The following is an 18,955-nucleotide window of genomic DNA, read 5'->3' as shown; positions in this document are numbered from 1 at the left end:
CGGACATCCAGCGCCATGCCCACCGCATCGCGACCTGAGGCTTCCGGGCCGGTCTCCGGGCTTGCCGCCAGGCGGCGCGAGGCCACCGTCCAGGCGCCTTCCCATGCTGTTGGCACAGTGGCGGTCTTGCCTGGAACTGACGTGCTTACCGTTGCGGGGGCAGCGCCGGCATGGCGTGGGTTCACGCGTCACCGGCTTCCCGTTTCAACCTGCCGGCCATGCCGCAGGTCACCTGGAAGTGCGCGCAGTCTACGGCATCGGCATGCCCGGTGCGGCGCATATGCGGCAATGTCTGTGGAGCTGATGATCCCCAGCCACTAGAATTGCTGCTTGATCCCGTGGTGCCGTTGCCGATGTCCGCCCGTTTTCCGCTGTCCCCGCGTTGCCTGCACAGGACGCATGCATGATCCTCGACCTGGTCCGCCACGCCGGCAACGGTCGCGACGAGTACCTCGATGGCCGCAGCGATCCACCGCAGCTGGCCCGCCTGCCACAGGAGCTGGTGGAGGCCTACGCCACGCAGCCCTGGGAGCGGGTGATCAGCTCGCCCCGCCTGCGGTCACTGCACACAGCGATGGCGCTGGCCACCCCGCGCGGGCTGGACGTGGATGCGGACGAGGAGTGGGAAGAACTCGACTTCGGCGACTGGGACGGGCAGGCACTGTTCGACCTGCCGGAGCAGGCGTTGGCGGCATTCCATGCCGATCCGCATGCGTATCCGCCGCCCAACGGCGAAAGCTGGGGGCACTTCGAGCGGCGCATCGCGCGTGCGCTCGACCGCCTGCTCGACGATGACGACCCGCTGCCGACCGTCGTGGTCAGCCACGGTGGCCCGCTGCGCATGGTGCTGTCACAGGTCTGCGGCCTGCCGATGTCGCTGTGCTGGGCGCTGCGCATCGACCACGGTACGCGCCTGCGGGTCAGGCTGGAGCGTGGTGAGGCAGGCCTGGTGGGCGAGCTGCTGGAGTTGCAGCAGCCCTGATCCGGCCGGCGCCGATCAGTCCTCGTCGGCGCTTCCGGCCACGTCTTCTTCTGCGTCGTCGTCTGCGTCGAAACGCTGCTCGTGCACCGGCCCCGAGGCCGGGCCGGCCGCCTTCAGCGGGTGCGCGGCGATGCGCGCTTCGTAGTCCTGCACCAGCGCCTCGCGCTGCGGCTCGCTCAGTTCCTGCCAATGGCAGTCCAGCAGGGCGCCTTCCAGCGAGTAGAGCAGGTTCAGGCTGGGCTTGAAGCCGGCGCGCTTGACCTTGACGAAGGCACCCACCGCGCCGACGGCGGCCAGATCGTCACGGCTGCGCAGACCGACCTGGCGCAGCCACGCCGCACTTTTCGGACCGATGTTGCGCAGCTTCGGCGCACTCATCCCAGCGCCTCGACGAAGACGCGCGCGATGGCTTCCAGTCCGGCCTGGTCATCGGCATCGAAGCGACCGGTCTTCGGGCTGTCGATGTCGAAGACTCCGATCAGTTCATCGCCGCGCAGCAGCGGAACGACCAGTTCCGAGCGGGAGGCCGAGTCGCAGGCGATGTGGCCCGGAAAGGCATCGACATCGTCGACGCGCTGGGTCACGCGCTGGCGGGCCGCGGCACCACACACGCCCTTGTCCAGCGGAATGCGCACGCAGGCCGGCAGCCCCTGGAACGGGCCGACCACCAGCTCCTGGCCATCGTAGAGATAGAAACCCACCCAGTTCAGGTCGGGCAGGGCGTGGAAGACCAGCGCCGAGAGATTGGCCGCGTTGGCGATGCGGTCAGACTCTCCATGGACCAGGCCACGGGCCTGGTCAAGCAGCTGGGCGTATTGTTCCGGCTTGCTGCCGGTAAGCGAGGCATTGGCGAACATGACCGCAGTCTAGCAAGCGTGCCGGGCCAGCGATAATGCACGCTCTGTTGCCCCGCTGGAGCCTTTGATGCCGTTGCCCGCTGCCCTGCCATCCGCGCTGTTCGTCACCGGCACCGATACCGAGATCGGCAAGACGGCGGCCAGCACCGCGCTGCTGCACGCCCTGCGCCGGCGTGGCCTGCGAGCGGTCGGAATGAAGCCTGTGGCCAGTGGCAGCCAGGATCTGGGGCAGGGCCTGCGCAACGAGGATGCGCTGGCGCTGCAGGCGGCCAGTCGGCCGGTGCCGGACTACGTCGACGTGAATCCCTATGCCCTGCGGCAGCCGATCGCCCCCGAACTGGCGGCGGCCGAGGACGGGGTGGACATCGCCCTGGCACCGATCGTCGCCGCGTTCGAGCGCCTGCGTGCCACCGCCGACGTGGTGGTGGTGGAAGGCGTAGGGGGATGGCTGGCGCCGGTCTCCGCCCACCTGGACCAGCTCGACATCGTGCGGGCACTGCGTCTGCCGGTCGTGCTGGTGGTCGGCCTGCGGCTGGGCTGCGTCAACCACGCGAGATTGACCGCGCACTCCTTGCAGGCCAGCGGCGTGGAGTGCCTGGGCTGGATCGGCAATCACATCGATCCGGCCATGCAGCGCCAGGACGAGAACGTGGCCACGCTGGTGCAGCGGTTGCCGATGCCATGCTGGGGACGGCTACCGCACCTGCCGGGCGCCGATGCTCAGGCCCTGGCGATGCACCTGCATGAGGGCTGAGTTCCCGTAGAGCGGAGCCTGCGACCCGCTGCGATCAACCGGCCGCGAGCTCCCGCGCGAGGGCGCCCAGGCGCTCCACGGCGGCGATGAAACGTGCGTCGAAGGTCTGGCAGCACGACAGCCGCAGGCAGTGCCGGTAGCGCGGACCGCGCGAATACACCTGGCCGGGCATGAACACGATGCCCTCTTCCAGCGCCCGCTCGAACAGTGCGCGGGTGTCCACGCCCGGCAGTTCCAGCCACAGCAGGAAGCCACCCTGTGGTTCCGTGGCGCGTGTGCCAGGCGGGAAATGCTCGGCCACGAGCTGGCGCAGCCGTCCCACCTGCTCGCGATACAGGCGCCGCATGCGGTGCAGGTGATGTTCGTATCCGCTCCCTTCCAGGTACGCGGCCACGGCATCACCCAGCAGCTGCGGCTCGCCGCCCGTGGACTGGAACTTCAGCAGGGCGATGCGTTCAGCGAAGCGCCCGCCGTCGAGCCAGCCGATGCGATAGTCCGGGGCCAGCGTCTTCGAGAAACCGCCGACCACCATCACCCAGCCGTCGCGGTCAAAGGCCTTCAGCAGCGGCGCAGGTGGCTCGCAGAACTGCAGTTCCGCGTACACGGCATCCTCGATCAGCGGCAGCTGACGCGCGTTGACCAGCTCGGCAAGACGCTGCTTGGCCGCCACCGGCATGGTGCAGCCCAATGGATTGTGCACGGTCGGCATCAGCACCAGCGCGGCCAGCGGTGTGTGCTCCAGCATCGCCTCCAACGCATCGACGTCCAGGCCCTGTTGCGGATGCGTCGGCAGTTCGATGGCCTGCAGGCCCAGGTTGGCCAGCAGCGGATACAGGTTGAAGTACGACGGTGCTTCGATACCCACTGAATCGCCGGGCTGGGTCACCGCACGCAGTGCCAGCTGCAGCGCCTCCATCGCACCGTGGGTCAGCAGCAGGCGATCGCTGTGCGTGTGCAGGCCCATGCGCGGGCCGCGCCGCACGATCTGCGCAAGCAGCCGCGGCGAGCCATTGGGGCGTGCGTAGGTTTCGACCGTCTGCTGGCCGTGGCGCAATACCTGGGCGGTGTGCCGGGCCAGCTGGGCGCCAGGATAGAACTGGCGCCCGCGTGGCCCGGCGAAGGCGAGGTCGATCACCCCGGAACGGCGTTGCGCCTCCAGCACGCGTGCCATCAGCACCTGCTGCAACGGCGCGGTGGGGGCCGACGGGGTATCGCGCAGCGACCGTTGCGGCACTGACAGTCGCGGCGCCACTTCGAAACCTGCCTTTGGCCGCGGAACCACCAGGCCGGCGTCTTCCAGCTGGCGGTAGGCGGCGATCACCGTATTGAGGCTGAGCTGACGCTGTGCTGCCATCTGCCGCAGCGATGGCAGGCGGCTGCCGACCGGCAGGCGCCCTCCCTGGATGGCCTCGGCCAGCTCATCGGACAGCCGCTGGTAGCGAGGAGCGGACGCGCTGCTGCGTTGATCTGTATCCATCGGTTCCGGCCGCATCTGGTGCTGTACCCATGAGGATTCCGAGCCTAGCATGTCCTCGTCGGCAGGGCCTGATCGGTGCCCGCCGATATTTCAAGGGCGCGCGGCTGGATGGCCGCGCGCCCTTTTTTTTGCATGGGCTGGCGCACCATGCAGTCAACGCATCGGCACCAGCACCGGATCCCGGCGATACAGGGCAGGGAACTGCCTGCCCAGTGCTGCCAGCTTCGGAGCATCGTAGTAGCGGATGTAGGCCGCCTGCGGATAGTTGCTCATGTAGTTCTGGTGGTAGCTCTCGGCCGGATAGAAGCGCTGGCCGCTCCCCACCTGGGTGACGATGGGCGCGCGATAGCTTCCGGCCTGGCCCAGCTGGGTGATGTAGGCACGGCTGGCCGCCTGCTGGCGGGGATCATCGACGAAGATCGCCGAGCGGTACTGGCTGCCATGGTCCGGGCCTTGCCGGTCGAGCTGGGTCGGGTCATGCACCACCGAGAAGAACACCTGCATCAGCTGGCCGTAGCTCACCTGGCGCGGGTCGTAGTCGACCTTCACCGCCTCGGCGTGGCCGGTGCGTCCGCTGCTGACACGCTCATAGCGCGCATCCGCCGCGCTGCCGCCGACGTAGCCCGAGACTGCGCTGCTCACGCCCTTGACGTGCTGGAACACGCCCTGCACGCCCCAGAAGCAGCCGCCGGCAAACACTACGCTGGCGTGCGTGCCGTCATCGCGGAATGCGGCTTCACCGGTGGGCGCAGGCAACACCTGCACCTGTGCGCTGCGCTCGAGCGGCGCGGCGATGGCACCGTGATCAACCAGCAGTACCCCGGCAATCAGTGCGGTAGCGACCAGCCCGGCAATGCCGGCGGCGATCCCCTGTTCGAACGAAATCTTCATCGTGTCCTCCCGGATCAACCGAAGGTGAAGGCGTAGGCCTGGGCGCCGGCATCGAGGAATTCGATCTCGAAGCGGTGTGGCGCGACGGCGCCGCGCTGGCGCACCAGCTGGTACAGACGGTGTTCGTCGATCACGCCGCTGCCATCGCTGCCAACGTCGCTGCCGGCGTCGGCCGCGGGCAACGGCCGACCATCCAGCCAGACGCGGAAGCGCACCGGCGTGCCGTCCTGGCGTGGCGCGAGCACCAGATGCAGATCGCGGGCATGGAACTGGAAGGCGATGCGTCCTCCGGGCTGCTGCAGCCGTGCCGCCTCGTCGTCGATGATCCAGCGGCCGGAGAGGCCCCACTGGTTCAGCGCCAGCGCGGGTGGCAGCGCGTAGTCGAATGCCGTGTCCGCACGTTGCCCGCCTGGCGAGGCGAACTGCTCGGCGCGCGCATGCCCCAGGTAGGTCTCCGGCGAGCGCAGGTTGCCCATGTCCGCCTGCGCGGCCACGCCCTTCAGGTCCGCTGCGGCCGGATCGGCCGGCGGTGGCAGCCGGGTCTGGCCGGCTTCGGCCAGCAGGCGGCGGATCACCTGCTCCGAACGCGCATAGTTGCCCTCGCCGAACTGATGGCCGCGGATGTTGCCCTGCGCATCGACGAAGTAGTGCGCGGGCCAGTAGCGGTTGTTGAACGCACGCCAGATCGCGTACTGGTTGTCCAGCGCGACGGGATAGTCGACCTTCAACTGCTGCACGGCCTTCATGACGTTGCGCGGGTCGCGTTCGAAGGCGAACTCGGGGGTGTGCACGCCGATCACCACCAGGCCGTGATCGCGGTAGCGCCGCTGCCACTCGTGCACGAACGGCATCGCACGCAGGCAGTTGATGCAGGAATAGGTCCAGAAGTCGATCAGAACCACCTTGCCGCGCAGCTGGGTGGCGTCCAGCGGTGGGCTGTTGAGCCAGCCGGTGGCGCCGTCCAGGGCGGGCAGCGTGCCTTCCACCGGCAGCGGTGCCTCGCTGCCTGCAGTGGCCGGGCCCATCATCATCATCGGCGGAGCAGAAGGCTGCGCGCCGGGTACCGCATCGAGCAGGCCCTGCTCGATACGCGCGGTGCTGACGGTGGACAGCCGGGTCAGCAGGCCGGTGTCCCAGCCCAGGGCAATGGCCACGACCGCCAGCAGCGCAGCGACGCCGAGCACGCGGCGGAGCAGATTGCCCAGCCCCAGCCGTGCCTGCAGGGCGCGGAACACCCGGCCGCCGATCCAGACCGCCAATGCCAGCGCGGTGACCGCACCCAGCGCGTAGGCAAGCAGCAGCGTACTGGTGCTGGCGCTGGCGCCATGCAGCGCAGCCCCGGTCAGTACCAGGCCAAGGATCGGGCCCGCGCACGGGGCCCACAGCAGGCCGGTGGCGATGCCGATCAGCAGCGACGTCCAGGCACCGCCGCGCCCGGCGGCATCGGCAGCGCCCGCGCGTGCGCTCAACCGCGCGCCGACACGCTGCAACGGCGCCAGCAGATGGTCTGCCAGTGCGGGCCACAGCAACGCCACCGCGAACAGCGCCATCAGCAGCAGGGCGATCCAGCGGCCGATCTGGTTGGCCTGCGCCACCCACTGGCTGCCGACCGCCGCCAGGCTGGCGACGAGGGTGAAGGTCAGCGCCATGCCCAGCAGCAGCGGCAGGGTGCTGCGCAGGAACGGGCGGTCAGCACGCGCGAATACGAACGGCAGCACCGGCAGGATGCAGGGGCTGAGCAGGGTCAGCACACCGCCAAGATAGGCAAGCAGCAACAGCAGCATCATCGGGCTCCAGAAGCAGGGGACGATCCCACCGGCACGCGCCAGCCCGCATCGCTGTCATGCGCGGCAGGTCCGGGCTGGAAGGCCAGCGCCGCGCCGTTCATGCAGTAGCGCAGGCCGGTAGGGCGTGGGCCGTCGTTGAAGACATGGCCCAGATGGCCGCCGCAGCGGCGGCAATGCACTTCCACCCGCAGCATGCCAAAGGTGACGTCGCGGTCCTCACCGATAGCGTTGTGCAACGGTGCCCAGAAGCTGGGCCAGCCAGTACCGCTCTCGAACTTGGTGGACGAAGAGAACAGCGGCAGCGCACAGCCGGCACAGGTGAACGTGCCTTGCCGGTGTTCCTTGTTGAGCGGGCTGCTCCAAGGGCGTTCGGTCGCCTGCTGGCGCAGCACTGCGTACTGGGCCGGGGTCAGCCGCTGGCGCCAGTCAGCATCACTGCGCATGATCTCGAACTGTCGCGCAGGGCGCGTTTCTGCTGCCGCTGGCGCGGCGCGGCTGCAGGCCCCGAGACCGAGCAGGCCGGCGGTGGTGGCGATACCGCCCAGACCCAGCAGATGGCGGCGGGTGAGGGGCATGGCGGACTCCGGGAAGGGGCGACGGGGCCATGCTGCGCCTGCTCCGGTCAACGAATCCTCACGCAGGATTCAATTTTTCGTGAGGTATCGGCGGCGTTCCCGCGCCACAATGCGCTCAGCCTCCCTTGGCCCGAGCTGCCGATGTCCCCGAAACGTGTCCTGATCGTTGAAGACGATGCCCACATCGCCGACCTGCTGCGCATGCACCTGGGCGATGAGGGGTATGAGGTGGCCCACGCCGACAGCGGTGATGGCGGGCTGCGCCTGCTCGAACAGGAAGGCCCGTGGGATGCGCTGGTGCTGGACGTGATGCTGCCCGGCGTCGATGGCCTGCAGGTCTGCCAGCGTGCACGGGCGATGGCGCGCTACGTCCCGATCATCATCATCAGTGCACGCGGCAGCGAAACCCAGCGCATCGTCGGCCTGGAACTCGGCGCGGACGATTATCTGGCCAAGCCATTCTCGATGCCGGAGCTGGTGGCGCGCGTGCGTGCCCTGCTGCGTCGTGCCGAGGCCATGGCGCAGAACGCCCGCATCGATGCCGGTGCCATCGAGCTGGGAGGACTGCAGCTTGACCCGGTCGCGCGTACTGCCGACGTGGATGGCAAGCCGCTGGAACTGACGCCGCGCGAGTTCGATCTGCTGCTGTTCTTCGCGCGCCATCCCGGCCAGGTGTTCGCGCGGATGGAACTGCTCAACCAGGTCTGGGGCTACCAGCACGATGGCTATGAGCATACGGTCAATACCCATATCAACCGCCTGCGCAGCAAGATCGAGACCGATCCGGCCAACCCGCGGCGATTGCTGACGGTCTGGGGCCGGGGCTACAAGCTGGTGGACCCGGCCGGGGCGGCGGCATGATCCGGCCGAACCTGTGGCAGAAGCTGGCGGCGGTGATCGCGGCGCTGATGCTGATGTGCTGCATGGCGCTGCTGGCGCTGCAGATGCGCTCGAACACACGGCACGAGCAGGAAGTCGTGCAGCGGCTGTCGCTGGGGCTGGCCGAGCACATCGCGCAGCGCAGTGAGCTGATGGATACCAGCGGCATGCGCGATGCTGCGGTGCGTGCGCTGTTCGGGCAACTGATGGCGGTCAACCCCAGCGTCGAGGTGTACCTGCTGGACGACCAGGGTCGCATTCTAGGCCACGACGCACCCAGCGGGCACCTGATGCGCAACCGCGTGGACGTGGCACCGCTGCGCCGTCTGCTGGCGGGCGCGCCGCTGCCCATCCTGGGCGACGATCCGCGCAGTAGCGAGGGTCGCAAGGTGTTCAGCGTGGCGCCGCTGGTGGTGCAGGGGCGGCAGGCCGGCTACGTCTACGTGGTGCTGGTGGGCGAGCACCGGCAGATGCTCGCCGACGACCTCGCCGCCAGCAACCAGTGGAACACCACTTTGTGGTCGGTGATGCTGGTGGGCAGCCTGGGCCTGCTGGCCGGCCTGGTGGCGTTCTACTGGGTGACCCGGCCGCTGCGCCGCCTGACACGTCGCATCCAGGCATTCGACATCGATGCGCCGACGCCGCTGCCGCCGCCCGGCCCGCTGCGGCCGGGTGAGCGCGATGAACTGGTCATCCTCGAACATGCACATGCGCAGATGGCGCAGCGGTTGGGTGAGCAGTGGCAGCAGCTGCGCCAGCAGGACCTGCAGCGGCGCGAGCTGGTGGCCAACATTTCGCATGATCTGCGCACGCCGTTGTCTTCACTGCATGGCTACCTTGAGACGATGGCGTTGAAGGACGCGACGCTGTCGCCGGAGGAGCGCCGGCGCTATCTCGGCATTGCCCTGGCGCAGAGTGCGAAGGTCGGGCGACTGGCGCGCGCGCTGTTCGAGCTGGCACGCCTGGAACACGGCGAGGTGCGGCTGGAGTGGGAGGTGTTCGCGCTGCCCGAGCTGCTGCAGGACGTGCTGCAGAAGTTCGAGCTGGCGGCGCAGGCGCGCGGCCAGCAGCTGCACGCGGATTTTCCGCAGGGGTTGCCGTTGGTACGTGCGGACCTGGGTCTGGTGGAGCGGGTGCTGACCAACCTGCTCGACAACGCGCTGCGCCATGCGCCGGAGGGAGGGCGGATCGAGGTGCGGCTGCGCGCGGTGGCTGACAGCGTGGAGGTGATCGTCTCCGATGACGGTCCCGGCGTTGCTGCTGCGGTGCGTGCGCAGCTGTTCCAGGCGCCTGCTGCGTTGGGGGCGCGACGGGGCGAGAACGGTGGCTTGGGGCTGCTGATCGTGCAGCGTATCGTGCAGCTGCATGGCCGCAGCATCGCGCTGCGCGACAGTGAGGCAGGGGCGACGTTCGTGTTCGAGCTGCCGCGGGCGGAGTCGGCGGCGTTGGCCTAGGCGCAGCTGGTTTCCGGGTGGCGGTGTTTGCCCCTTCGCGCAGGTATGTGCGTTTTTCCGGGTGGCGCCGGGCGGATGCCCTTGCGTGCGAATGTCCTCCGGCGCCGGCCGGTGGCCGTCACCTCCTCCTTTACTTCGCACGCAAGGGCATCCACCCGGCGAGCAGGGGCTGTCGGCATGCAGCGGTGTGCGGACTCCGCACTGTCATGGGACGGCTCGGGTTGAGGCTGCCTGTGCGTAGGTGCGTGCGTTTTCCGGGTGGCGCCGGGCGGATGCCCTTGCGTGCGAATGTCCCCCGGCGCCGGCCGTTGGCCGTCACCTCCTCCTTTACTTCGCACGCAAGGGCATCCACCCGGCGTTGAGGGGTCATCGGCACGCAGCGGTGTGCGGATGACGGCACCGTGCTGGTGGGCAGGTGGGACACGTCCGGGCGTGGTATCCGCACTGGCATGGGATCGCTCGGTTGAGGCTGCCTGTGCGTGTGTTCGTTTTTTCTGTGGCGCCGGGCGGATGCCCTTGCGTGCGAATGTCCCCCGGCGCCGGCCGTTGGCCGTCACCTCCTCCTTTACTTCGCACGCAAGGGCATCCGCCCGGCGTTGAGGGGTTATCGGCACGCAGCGGTGTGCGGACGACGGCACCGTGCCTGGTGGGCAGGTGGGGACGTCATGGGGAGGTATCCGCACTGGCATGGCATCGCTCGGGCTGGGGCTGCCTGTGCGCAGGTGTGTGCGTTTTTCCGTGTGGCGCCGGGCGGATGCCTTTGCGTGCGAATGTCCCCCGGCGCCGGCCGGTGGCCGTCACCTCCTCCTTTACTTCGCACGCAAGGGCATCCACCCGGCGTGCAGGGGTTATCGGTGCGCAGAGGTGCGAACATGCGCCGGGGGACATTTGCCCACATGCTGCGGGCCGACGCGAGGCCTTTGCGCTCGCGATCTGCTCGGGCGAAGACGCGCATCTGCACGCAGGCGAGGAATAAAAAAAGACCCGGCAGAGGGAGGGATCTGCCGGGTCCGGATTGCATGGGGGGAGGGACCCATGCAATGAGCGAAAGCGTCGCGTCAGGGCGTGTGGCCGGTCGCGTCCGCTGTTGATTCGTTGTAGCCCTGCACCAGCTCGGACCAGGAGCGTCCAGCCAGCAGGCCAAGACCGACCACGTCCTGCTGGGCCTGCCCAAACCGCTGCAGGTTGTCCTGCCACAGCTGAGCGCCCTGCGACAGCAATCCGGCCGGATCTTCGCTTCGTGCCAGCTCGCCGAGCCAGCCGCCGGTCGCGGTCAGGTTGCGTTCCAGTGCCTTCAGCTGCACGCCGAACATGCTTTCAGCGTTCTCCAGCGCCAACCGGTTCGCGCGCGTTGCGGCGGCGGCCAGCTGGCGGGTGGCATCACTGAAGCGATCGCTGAAGGCGGCGGTCATGGGCGTCAGGAAAGGACTTGATGCATTGCAGCATACGCCGATGATGCCGCATTGCAACAAAAATCATAAAGGCGCCCAAGGCGCCTTTAGAAATCTTTAGATATCAATGAGTTGTTCAGGTGCTGGGGCCCCGGTACCGGCAGCCGGAGGTGCAGGTCTCGTGGACCGTGATCTCGCTCAGCGCCGGCAGCGCGGGCTTGAGTTCGTTCCAGATCCACACCGCCAGGTTCTCGCTGGTCGGGTTTTCCAGGCCGGGGATGTCATTGAGGTAGTGGTGGTCCAGGCGTTCGTAGATCGGCTGGAAGGCCGCCTTCACGTCCCCGAAATCCATGATCCAGCCGGTCTGCGCGCCGGGTTCGCCCTCGACCTTCAGTTCCACCCGGAAGGAGTGGCCATGCAGGCGCGCGCACTTGTGCCCCGGCGGTACGTTCGGGAGGCGGTGGGCCGCCTCAAGCATGAAGACTTTGAAGATTTCCATGAGCGGATTGTACGCCGCTGCTGTCGCATCCGACCGGGATCGCGCCGCCCCGAAGTGGAGTGACTATTTCCATCCGGATGAAGAGATGTTAGCTTCTCTTATATCCGTATGAAGAGATGTTATTGGTCGGACCCCGGCCAGTCATGGATTACTGCGGAACTTCGTCGCCCTACCACCACCCCACACATCGTCATGCCCCAGCACACCCTGCTCGTGGCGGCCCTGGCCGCCGCTCTGGCCGCGCCATTGTCCGCCGCCGCCGAAACCACCGCTGCCGCCAGTGGCGAAGCCAGTACCCTGGCCGCCGTCCGCGTCACCGGCTCCAACATCAAGCGCGCCGATACCGAGGCGTCCAATCCGGTGCAGGTAATCGGCCGCCAGCAGCTGGAACAGACCGGCAAGGCCACCGTCGCCGATGTGCTGCGCTCGATCTCCGCCAACACCGGCAATGCCAACAACGAGACCACCAACAACGGCTGGGCCTCCGGCTCGGCCAGCATCGGCCTGCGCGGCCTGTCACCGAAGAACACGCTGGTGCTGCTCAACGGCCGTCGCGTGGCGAACTACGGCTTCCCGGCCGGTGGCCTGTCCGATACCTTCGTCGACCTCAATGCCCTGCCGCTGGTTGCGGTCGAGCGCATCGAAGTGCTCAAGGATGGTGCTTCGGCCGTGTATGGTTCCGATGCCGTGGCCGGCGTGGTCAACATCATCACCCGCCAGAACTTCGAAGGTGCCGAGATCGGTGGCAGCTTCGGAGGCGCCGACCAAGGGGGCCTGCGCGAGCAGAACCTGAAGTTCGTGGGTGGCCTCGGTGATCTGGACAGCGATGGCTACAACATCCTGTTCAGTCTGCAGGGCTACAACCGCGACCGCTTGGATCAGGACGAGCGCGATCTGACCAAGAGCGGCATCTACACCGACCTGCCGGGCGGGCGCTGGAACGGCTGGTCGGCCAAGGGTGCGCGCTATCTGATCAATGGCGTGTCGGTGCCGATGCTCGACGCCAGCGGCAACTGCCCCACCGGGACCACGCGCGTCGCGAGCGCTCCGATCGACGGCCTGGCTGGCGACACCTGCGGCTTCAACCAAGCGCCGTACACCACGCTGATTCCATCCACGAAGCGCTACCAGGCCTATGCCAACGGCACCTTCCGCCTGGGCGACAACGTCGAAGCGTTCGGTGAAGTGCTGTACAGCCAGATCAAGAGCGCGGCCTGGTTCGGCAGCAGCCCGTTCTTCACCCTGGAAAGCGGCCGCTTCGCCCTGAATGCCGAGACCGGCCTGGCCGAGCCGGTGTCGTCGCAGCTGCCGGCGGGCAATCCGTACAATCCCTACGGGCGTGCCGTGCCAATCGAGTACACGTTCTTCGATCTCGGCGGCACCATCAAGACCAACCGCTCCACCGCCTATCGCGGCGTGTTCGGCCTGCGCGGCACCACTGCCAACTGGGACTGGGAAGTGGCGGCGTTCGGTGCGCGCAGCAGCGAGCGTGAGACCGTCTCGGGCGGCTTCGCCAACCGCTGGGCGCTGGCCGATGCGCTGGCCAGCGGCAGCTACAATCTGCTCGACCCGGCGGCCACCCCGCAGTCGGTGCGTGATGCGATCAACATCGCCACGCTGCGTCCGGCCGAATCGAAGCTGCAGGGTGTCGATGCGAAGATCTCGGGCAGCCTGGGCCGCACCTGGGCCGGTGACATCGGCTTTGCCGCTGGCGCCGAGTGGCGCCGCGAGAAGCTCGATTCGAACAACCCCTGGCAGATCGATGCCGGCCTGCAGGTGCGTCCGGCCATCGCCGAGGTGCACGGCGAGCGCCAGGTCAGCGCTGCGTACGCGGAAGTGAACGTGCCGCTGGCCTCGACCCTGGAACTGTCCGCCGCTGCGCGTGCCGATCACTACGATGACTTCGGCGATGCGTTCTCGCCGAAGCTCGGACTGCGCTGGCAACCGCTGGACTTCCTGCTGGTGCGCGCGTCGGCCTCGAAGGGCTTCCGTGCGCCCTCGCTGTCGGAGAACTCCAACAGCACCAGCATCTCCTACGGCAGCGTGGTCGATCCGCGCGACCCGGATGTGCCGGGCTCGCGGCAGAGCCCGACGTTCTTCACCGTGGGTAACAGTGACCTGAAGCCGGAGCGCACCAGGAGCGTGAACTTCGGCGTGGTGCTGTCACCGTGGGCAAACACCAATCTGAGTGTCGACTACTACCGTATCCAGCTCGACAACCTGGTCGGCACCAACAACACCCAGACGCTGATCAACGACAACGTCGCCGGTGCCGTGCAGCGCGATGAGCGCGGCAAGCTGCAGGCCGTCTACAACCGCTACCAGAACCTGAGCGAGCTGAAGACATCGGGCATCGACGTGGAACTGCGCCAGCGCATTCCGACGGCGCGCCTGGGAGATTTCACCCTGTCTTCGGCCTACACCCACGTCCGTGACTACCGCCGTCCGACCGTGGTCGGTGGGCCCCTGGTCGACTACGCCGGCAGCAACCTCGGCGCCACCCTGCCCAAGGACAAGGCCACCACCACGCTGGACTGGAAGTACGGCGACTTCAACGCGGCGGTGACCTGGTACTACACCAGCAGCTATCGGCAGGAAGCCAGTACCGCCGCCAAGGCAGTGCAGCAGCGTGTCGGCAGCTACAGCCAGTACGACCTGTACCTGGGGTACACCGGCATCGACAGCCTGACCCTGTACGCCAAGGTGCAGAACCTGGGTGACAAGACGCCGCCCTACGATGCGTCGTTCCCGGGCATCCGTGCGCCGTATGACTTCACCCAGTACGACCTGCGGGGTCGCTACTTCACGCTGGGCTTCGACTACCGCTTCTGATCCACCGCCGTGGCCGGTCACCTGCCGTGACCGGCCACGTTGCCCTCTGCCGTCCTGTTTCCGGGGAGTCACCGTGTCCTTCCACCGCCGTGCCGTTCTTCCGTTGCTGATCGCCGCTGCCAGCGCAGTGTTCCCCGCGTTGTCCGCGCAGGCGCAGAGCGCCTATTTCTTCCCGCAGGCCAGCGAGGCCGGCGCGTTCGACAGCGCCATTCCCACGCCGGAGCAGTTCCTCGGCTATCCGATCGGCAGCCGCTACACCCGCCACGACCAGTTGGTCGCCTATTTCGAGGAACTGGCCAGGCATTCGGACAGGATCCGCGTCCAGCACATTGGACGCAGCTATGAAGGCCGCCCCCTGCTGATTGCCACCATCACCGCGGCCAGCAACCAGGCGCGGTTGGAACAGATCCGCCAGCAGCACGCGACCCTGGTCGATCCGGCACAACCGCGCAGCGCAGCCGGTGACAGCCCGGTGGTGGTCTGGCTGGGCTACAGTGTGCATGGCAATGAAACCTCCAGCGGCGAAGCGGCGATGCTCACCGCGTATTACTTGGTGGCCAATCGCAGCAGTGAAACCCAGCAATGGCTGCAGCAGGCGGTGGTGCTGTTCGACCCGGCGCAGAATCCGGACGGACGCGACCGTGCCGCCAACTGGCACAACGCCTGGGCATCGGACCCGGCCTCGGCCGATCCGGCTGACAAGGAGCATGTCGAGCCGTTCCCGCAGGGCCGTACCAACCATTACTTCACCGATCTCAACCGCGACTGGCTGGCGCTGACCCAGCAGGATTCGCGGCCGAAGGTGGCCGCCTTCCACCAGTGGTACCCGAACGTGCAGATCGACTTCCACGAGATGGGCAAGGACAGCACGTACTACTTCGAGCCTTCGCCGAAGAGCATGCACAGCCCGTTGATCCCGGCCGCCTCCTACGAGTTCAACAGGACGCTGGCCACGTACCACGCACAGGCGCTGGACGCACTGGGGTCGCTGTACTACACGGGGGAGAATTTCGACAACTTCTCGCCGGTGTATGGCTCGACCTATCCGGACTTCCATGGCGCGGTCGGTGTCACCGTCGAGCAGGCCAGTTCGCGGGGACGGGTGCAGGAGTCGGTGAACGGGCTGCTGACCTTCCCGTTCACCATCCGCAATCAGGTCGCCACCGGCCTGGGCACGGTGCGCGGTGCGGTGGCCGAGCGCAGTGGCCTGTTCGACCTGCAGAAGACCTTCTTCCAGAGCGCATTGAAGCAGGCCGCGCAGCAGCCGCAGAAGACCTTCGTGTTCGGCGACGCGCATGATCCGGCGTTGACCCGGCGCCTGCTTGAACTGCTGCTCCTGCACCGGATCGAGGTACGCGCGCTGGATCGCGATGTCACCGTCGAGGGGAAGCGCTTCCAGGCAGGCAGTGCCTATGTCGTGCCCGTGCAGCAGGCGCAGTTCCGCCTGGTGCACTCGATCTTCGCCGAGACGCCGCCGATCAAGGGCGACGTGTTCTATGGCAGCACCAGCTACGCTATTGCGCCAGCCTACGGCGTGGTCTTCGCCGGCAGCCGCAGCCGCATCGACGGCGGTGCACAGGTGAGCGAGCTGCCACCACTGCAGGGCGCGGTCGTCGGCGGCCAGGCGGCGTTCGCCTATGCCATCGACTGGCGTGACTACAACGCCAGCCGTGCGCTGGCCGAGCTGCAGGGCAGGGGACTGGCCGCCCGCGCTGCATTCCAGCCGTTCACCGCCGGAACCGCACAGGGCGACGTGGCTTTCGCGGCCGGCAGCATCGTCGTTCCGGTCGCCGGCCAGCCACTGCAGGGGGCGGCGCTGCTCGACGCGGTGGCCGCGGCGGCGCGTGCTTCAGGCGTACGGGTGCATGCGTTGTCGAGTGGCCGCAGCCGCGAGGGCATCGATCTCGGCAGCGATGGCGTGAAGGCACTGCGCAAGCCGGTCGTGGCACTGGTGATGGGCGAAGGCGTGGCGGCCACCGAGATCGGATCGGCCTGGTTCCTGCTGGACCAGCACCTGCACCTGCCGGCCAGCAAGCTGGATCCGCAGCAGCTGGGCAAGGTTCCGCTGGATCGCTATACCACGCTCGTGTTGTCCGGTGGCACCTACAGCAGTGTCGATGCGACCGCGGTGGCCGCACTGAAGCGCTGGGTGCAGGCCGGCGGCTCGCTGGTGACCTATGGCAGCGCGTCGAAGTGGGCGATCGAGCAGAAGCTCGCCGATGGCGAGAAGACCGGCAAGGACGAAGAGGCCGGCGACGAATCCCGTCGCGCCTTCGGTGACCAGCGCGACATCGCTGCGATCGAGCGGGTGAGCGGCAACATCCTCAGCGCCGATGTCGATACCAGCCATCCCCTGGCGTTCGGCGTGCCGGGCCGGCAGCTGGCGGTGAACAAGGAAAACAGCGTGACGCTGCAGCCGAGTGCGAATCCGTTCTCGACGGTGGTGCGCATCGACGCGTCACCACGGGTCAACGGTTACCTGTCCGAGCGCAATCGTGCGCGGGTGGCAGGCAGTGCGTGGCTGCTGGTGTCGGCCCAGGGAAAGGGCAACGTGGTGCTGTTCGCCGATGATCCGGCACACCGCAAGTACTGGCATGGCACGGATCGACTGCTGATCAATGCGATCTTCTTCGGGAATCTGGCGAATCCGGCGAAAGCGCGCGGGTGAGGCGTCTGGCGCCTTGTTCGATGCGCGGGCAACAAAAAAGGGACGGCGCGCCAGCGCCGTCCCCGATATGAGGCCCCCCGCGCAGCGGGACGCCTCATTCCTGTCAGTCAGGATCAGCCGGCGCGACCGCCGCCGCCCTGGCCGCGGCCACGACCACCGCCGTTGCCGCCTCCGCCACGACGCTGGCCCTGACCAGCGCCGGCACGCTGCTGGCCGTTGCCACCGCCCTCACGACGGCCACCACCGGCCTTCTTCGGGCCGGCGTGGGCATGGCGCGGCGCATCGCCGTGCGGACGTCGCGCGTGGCTCTTGCGCGGGGCGCGCTCGCCGGTGTCGTGCTCGGCCTTGCCCGGCGCACTGTTGCCCCAGCGGATCGGCACCTGCAGTTCGAAGCCCGGCACATCGCGGATGTCCATGTCGCGTCCGAGCAGGCGCACGATTGCGCGCAGCAGCTTGACCTCGTCCTGCGCCACCAGCGAGATCGCCTGGCCGGTGGAGCCGTTGCGGCCGGTACGGCCGATGCGGTGCACGTAATCCTCGGCGACCATCGGCAGGTCGAAGTTGATCACCTTCGGCAGCTCGTTGATGTCGATGCCTCGCGCCGCGATGTCGGTGGCCACCAGCACGGTCACGCGACCGGCCTTGAAGTCACCCAGCGCACGCAGCCGCTGGCCCTGGCTCTTGTTGCCATGGATCGCCGCGGTCTTGATGCCCGACTTCTCCAGGAACGCGGCCAGCTTGTCGCTGCCGTGCTTGGTCCGGGCGAACACCAGGGTCTGCTCACGGCTGTCCTGTGCCAGCAGGTGCAGCAGCAGGTCGCGCTTGCGGCCGGCGTCGACCGGATGCACGCGATGGGTGATGGTCTCGGCCACGGTGTTCTTCGGCGTCACCTGGATCTGTTCCGGGTTGCGCATGAACTCCAGCGCCAGCTGGCGGATGTTGTCCTCGAACGTGGCCGAGAACAGCAGGGTCTGACGGTTCTGCTTGGGCAGCTTGGCCAGGATGCGCTTGATCGACGGCAGGAAGCCCATGTCAAGCATGCGGTCGGCTTCGTCCAGCACCAGCAGTTCGATGCCGGACAGGTCGATGCTGCGACGCTCCAGGTGATCGATCAGGCGGCCCGGGCAGGCCACCAGCAGGTCCACGCCACGGCGCAGGATGTCCAGCTGGTTGCCCATGCCGACGCCGCCGTAGATGCAGGCGCTGGGGATGCGCAGATACTTGCTGTAGCCGCGCAGGCTGTCATGAACCTGGGTGGCCAGCTCGCGGGTCGGGGCCAGGATCAGTGCGCGCGGCTTGCGCGGGCCACCGCCACGCACTTCCTGCGGCGCGGTGCCCAGATGCTGCAGCAGCGGCAGGCCGAAGGCTGCGGTCTTGCCGGTACCGGTCTGTGCGCCGGCCAGCAGGTCGCGACCGGCCAGCGCCAGCGGGATCGCCTGCTGCTGGATCGGGGTCGGGTTTTCGTAGCCCTGCTCGGCCAGCGCACGCAGCAGGAAGGGCGCCAGGCCCAGCGATTCAAAAGACATCGAGTGTGCTCCAAGTACAAGAAACGCCTGTCCGAATGGACAGACGGGGGCAGATCAAACTGATCGGCTGACTCGGAGCGTTCCCGTGAACCGCGCTGCGAGAATTGGGTGCAGCCGGCACGAAGCGCAGGCTGGAATGCGTGACGAACGGCGTCGGAGTGGGGGCGGGCGAAGAGGGCGGACCCTGGTCGCCGGCGATCCCGGAGGGAAACGGACGGCCGCTGCAGACTCCGCAAGTCTAAACGATGTTTGAGACTTCACGCAAAAAGGCCTGTTCAGGTAAGGGTTCTCTCTGCAGGGCTGCGCCCTGCACCCGCAGAGGCCGAAGCCACGTCAACGTCAACGTCAAAAGCGGGCTTCCTGAAGGTAGGCGGGGTGGGTCC

The 18,955-nt window shown here is 67.7% G+C and carries 15 protein-coding genes and 1 riboswitch; of the genes, 6 read left to right on the top strand and 9 right to left on the bottom strand.

Annotated elements, in window-relative coordinates:
* Positions 1 to 28 precede the first annotated feature (28 nt).
* A riboswitch (cobalamin riboswitch) is annotated at positions 29 to 251 on the bottom strand.
* 152 nt (positions 252 to 403) lie between these two features.
* Complete coding sequence (locus tag N7367_RS16160; RefSeq protein ID WP_065175373.1) at positions 404 to 982, top strand: histidine phosphatase family protein; 579 nt, start codon at positions 404 to 406, stop codon at positions 980 to 982.
* Positions 983 to 997: 15 nt separating this feature from the next.
* Here N7367_RS16160 and N7367_RS16155 read toward each other — a convergent pair whose 3' ends face one another.
* Positions 998 to 1,360 (bottom strand): TfoX/Sxy family protein, encoded by a 363-nt coding sequence (locus N7367_RS16155; RefSeq protein ID WP_197600648.1) that lies wholly within the window; start codon positions 1,358 to 1,360, stop codon positions 998 to 1,000.
* Complete coding sequence (locus N7367_RS16150) at positions 1,357 to 1,839, bottom strand: GAF domain-containing protein (protein WP_193396641.1); 483 nt, start codon at positions 1,837 to 1,839, stop codon at positions 1,357 to 1,359. Before N7367_RS16150 ends, N7367_RS16155 begins: the two co-directional genes overlap by 4 nt.
* Before the next feature lie 67 nt (positions 1,840 to 1,906).
* On the opposite strand from N7367_RS16150, the gene bioD reads away from it, so the two are divergent.
* The gene (gene bioD / locus N7367_RS16145) at positions 1,907 to 2,593 is read left to right on the top strand and encodes a dethiobiotin synthase (RefSeq protein ID WP_193396642.1); all 687 of its coding nucleotides are present in this window, start codon (positions 1,907 to 1,909) and stop codon (positions 2,591 to 2,593) included.
* Between the two features lie 34 nt (positions 2,594 to 2,627).
* On the opposite strand, the gene N7367_RS16140 is transcribed toward bioD, so the two are convergent.
* From N7367_RS16140 to msrB, 4 genes are all read right to left on the bottom strand, one after another.
* Positions 2,628 to 4,070: a PLP-dependent aminotransferase family protein gene (locus N7367_RS16140; protein WP_279942776.1), complete on the bottom strand. Its 1,443-nt coding sequence runs from the start codon at positions 4,068 to 4,070 to the stop codon at positions 2,628 to 2,630.
* Positions 4,071 to 4,223: 153 nt separating this feature from the next.
* A complete protein-coding gene (gene msrA / locus N7367_RS16135; protein WP_279942775.1) occupies positions 4,224 to 4,961 on the bottom strand; it encodes a peptide-methionine (S)-S-oxide reductase MsrA in 738 nt (245 codons plus the stop codon).
* A 14-nt stretch (positions 4,962 to 4,975) separates the two neighbouring features.
* On the bottom strand, positions 4,976 to 6,745 hold the full coding sequence (locus N7367_RS16130; protein ID WP_279942774.1) for a cytochrome c biogenesis protein DipZ: 1,770 nt from the start codon (positions 6,743 to 6,745) through the stop codon (positions 4,976 to 4,978).
* Positions 6,745 to 7,323: a peptide-methionine (R)-S-oxide reductase MsrB gene (msrB, locus tag N7367_RS16125; protein ID WP_053518289.1), complete on the bottom strand. Its 579-nt coding sequence runs from the start codon at positions 7,321 to 7,323 to the stop codon at positions 6,745 to 6,747. The genes N7367_RS16130 and msrB overlap by 1 nt, the downstream gene beginning before the upstream one ends.
* A 141-nt stretch (positions 7,324 to 7,464) precedes the next feature.
* Here msrB and N7367_RS16120 point away from each other — a divergent pair, with 141 nt between their 5' ends.
* Both N7367_RS16120 and N7367_RS16115 read left to right on the top strand, forming a co-directional pair.
* On the top strand, positions 7,465 to 8,184 hold the full coding sequence (locus N7367_RS16120) for a response regulator transcription factor (RefSeq protein WP_053518291.1): 720 nt from the start codon (positions 7,465 to 7,467) through the stop codon (positions 8,182 to 8,184).
* Positions 8,181 to 9,656 carry a HAMP domain-containing sensor histidine kinase gene (locus N7367_RS16115; RefSeq protein ID WP_279942773.1) on the top strand — a complete coding sequence of 492 codons (1,476 nt, stop codon included), beginning with the start codon at positions 8,181 to 8,183 and terminating at the stop codon, positions 9,654 to 9,656. The genes N7367_RS16120 and N7367_RS16115 overlap by 4 nt, the downstream gene beginning before the upstream one ends.
* Before the next feature lie 1,058 nt (positions 9,657 to 10,714).
* Here N7367_RS16115 and N7367_RS16110 read toward each other — a convergent pair.
* Together N7367_RS16110 and queD are read right to left on the bottom strand one after the other, a co-directional pair.
* Complete coding sequence (locus N7367_RS16110) at positions 10,715 to 11,068, bottom strand: phasin family protein (protein WP_065175367.1); 354 nt, start codon at positions 11,066 to 11,068, stop codon at positions 10,715 to 10,717.
* 115 nt (positions 11,069 to 11,183) lie between these two features.
* Positions 11,184 to 11,546: a 6-carboxytetrahydropterin synthase QueD gene (gene queD, locus N7367_RS16105; protein ID WP_065175366.1), complete on the bottom strand. Its 363-nt coding sequence runs from the start codon at positions 11,544 to 11,546 to the stop codon at positions 11,184 to 11,186.
* 192 nt (positions 11,547 to 11,738) lie between these two features.
* On the opposite strand from queD, the gene N7367_RS16100 reads away from it, so the two are divergent.
* Both N7367_RS16100 and N7367_RS16095 read left to right on the top strand, forming a co-directional pair.
* Positions 11,739 to 14,378, top strand: coding sequence for a TonB-dependent receptor (locus N7367_RS16100; RefSeq protein WP_164150972.1), 2,640 nt, complete (start codon positions 11,739 to 11,741; stop codon positions 14,376 to 14,378).
* 73 nt (positions 14,379 to 14,451) lie between these two features.
* On the top strand, positions 14,452 to 17,046 hold the full coding sequence (locus N7367_RS16095; protein WP_279942772.1) for a M14 family zinc carboxypeptidase: 2,595 nt from the start codon (positions 14,452 to 14,454) through the stop codon (positions 17,044 to 17,046).
* A 113-nt stretch (positions 17,047 to 17,159) separates the two neighbouring features.
* On the opposite strand, the gene N7367_RS16090 is transcribed toward N7367_RS16095, so the two are convergent.
* Complete coding sequence (locus N7367_RS16090) at positions 17,160 to 18,572, bottom strand: DEAD/DEAH box helicase (protein ID WP_065175363.1); 1,413 nt, start codon at positions 18,570 to 18,572, stop codon at positions 17,160 to 17,162.
* Positions 18,573 to 18,955 lie beyond the last annotated feature (383 nt).

The organism is Stenotrophomonas sp. GD04145, assembly GCF_029835135.1.
GTDB classification, from domain to species: domain Bacteria; phylum Pseudomonadota; class Gammaproteobacteria; order Xanthomonadales; family Xanthomonadaceae; genus Stenotrophomonas; species Stenotrophomonas maltophilia_P.
The sequence above is the reverse complement of the archived record's forward strand: the minus strand, read 5'-3'. Positions and strand labels throughout refer to the sequence as shown.

What these genes read in the sequence shown, in the direction of transcription:
- N7367_RS16160 (WP_065175373.1), top strand. Translation starts at nt 404, where the DNA reads ATGATCCTCGACCTGGTCCGCCACGCCGGCAACGGTCGCGACGAGTAC.
- N7367_RS16155 (WP_197600648.1), bottom strand. Translation starts at nt 1,360, where the DNA reads ATGAGTGCGCCGAAGCTGCGCAACATCGGTCCGAAAAGTGCGGCGTGG.
- N7367_RS16150 (WP_193396641.1), bottom strand. Translation starts at nt 1,839, where the DNA reads ATGTTCGCCAATGCCTCGCTTACCGGCAGCAAGCCGGAACAATACGCC.
- bioD (WP_193396642.1), top strand. Translation starts at nt 1,907, where the DNA reads ATGCCGTTGCCCGCTGCCCTGCCATCCGCGCTGTTCGTCACCGGCACC.
- N7367_RS16140 (WP_279942776.1), bottom strand. Translation starts at nt 4,070, where the DNA reads ATGGATACAGATCAACGCAGCAGCGCGTCCGCTCCTCGCTACCAGCGG.
- msrA (WP_279942775.1), bottom strand. Translation starts at nt 4,961, where the DNA reads ATGAAGATTTCGTTCGAACAGGGGATCGCCGCCGGCATTGCCGGGCTG.
- N7367_RS16130 (WP_279942774.1), bottom strand. Translation starts at nt 6,745, where the DNA reads ATGCTGCTGTTGCTGCTTGCCTATCTTGGCGGTGTGCTGACCCTGCTC.
- msrB (WP_053518289.1), bottom strand. Translation starts at nt 7,323, where the DNA reads ATGCCCCTCACCCGCCGCCATCTGCTGGGTCTGGGCGGTATCGCCACC.
- N7367_RS16120 (WP_053518291.1), top strand. Translation starts at nt 7,465, where the DNA reads ATGTCCCCGAAACGTGTCCTGATCGTTGAAGACGATGCCCACATCGCC.
- N7367_RS16115 (WP_279942773.1), top strand. Translation starts at nt 8,181, where the DNA reads ATGATCCGGCCGAACCTGTGGCAGAAGCTGGCGGCGGTGATCGCGGCG.
- N7367_RS16110 (WP_065175367.1), bottom strand. Translation starts at nt 11,068, where the DNA reads ATGACCGCCGCCTTCAGCGATCGCTTCAGTGATGCCACCCGCCAGCTG.
- queD (WP_065175366.1), bottom strand. Translation starts at nt 11,546, where the DNA reads ATGGAAATCTTCAAAGTCTTCATGCTTGAGGCGGCCCACCGCCTCCCG.
- N7367_RS16100 (WP_164150972.1), top strand. Translation starts at nt 11,739, where the DNA reads ATGCCCCAGCACACCCTGCTCGTGGCGGCCCTGGCCGCCGCTCTGGCC.
- N7367_RS16090 (WP_065175363.1), bottom strand. Translation starts at nt 18,572, where the DNA reads ATGTCTTTTGAATCGCTGGGCCTGGCGCCCTTCCTGCTGCGTGCGCTG.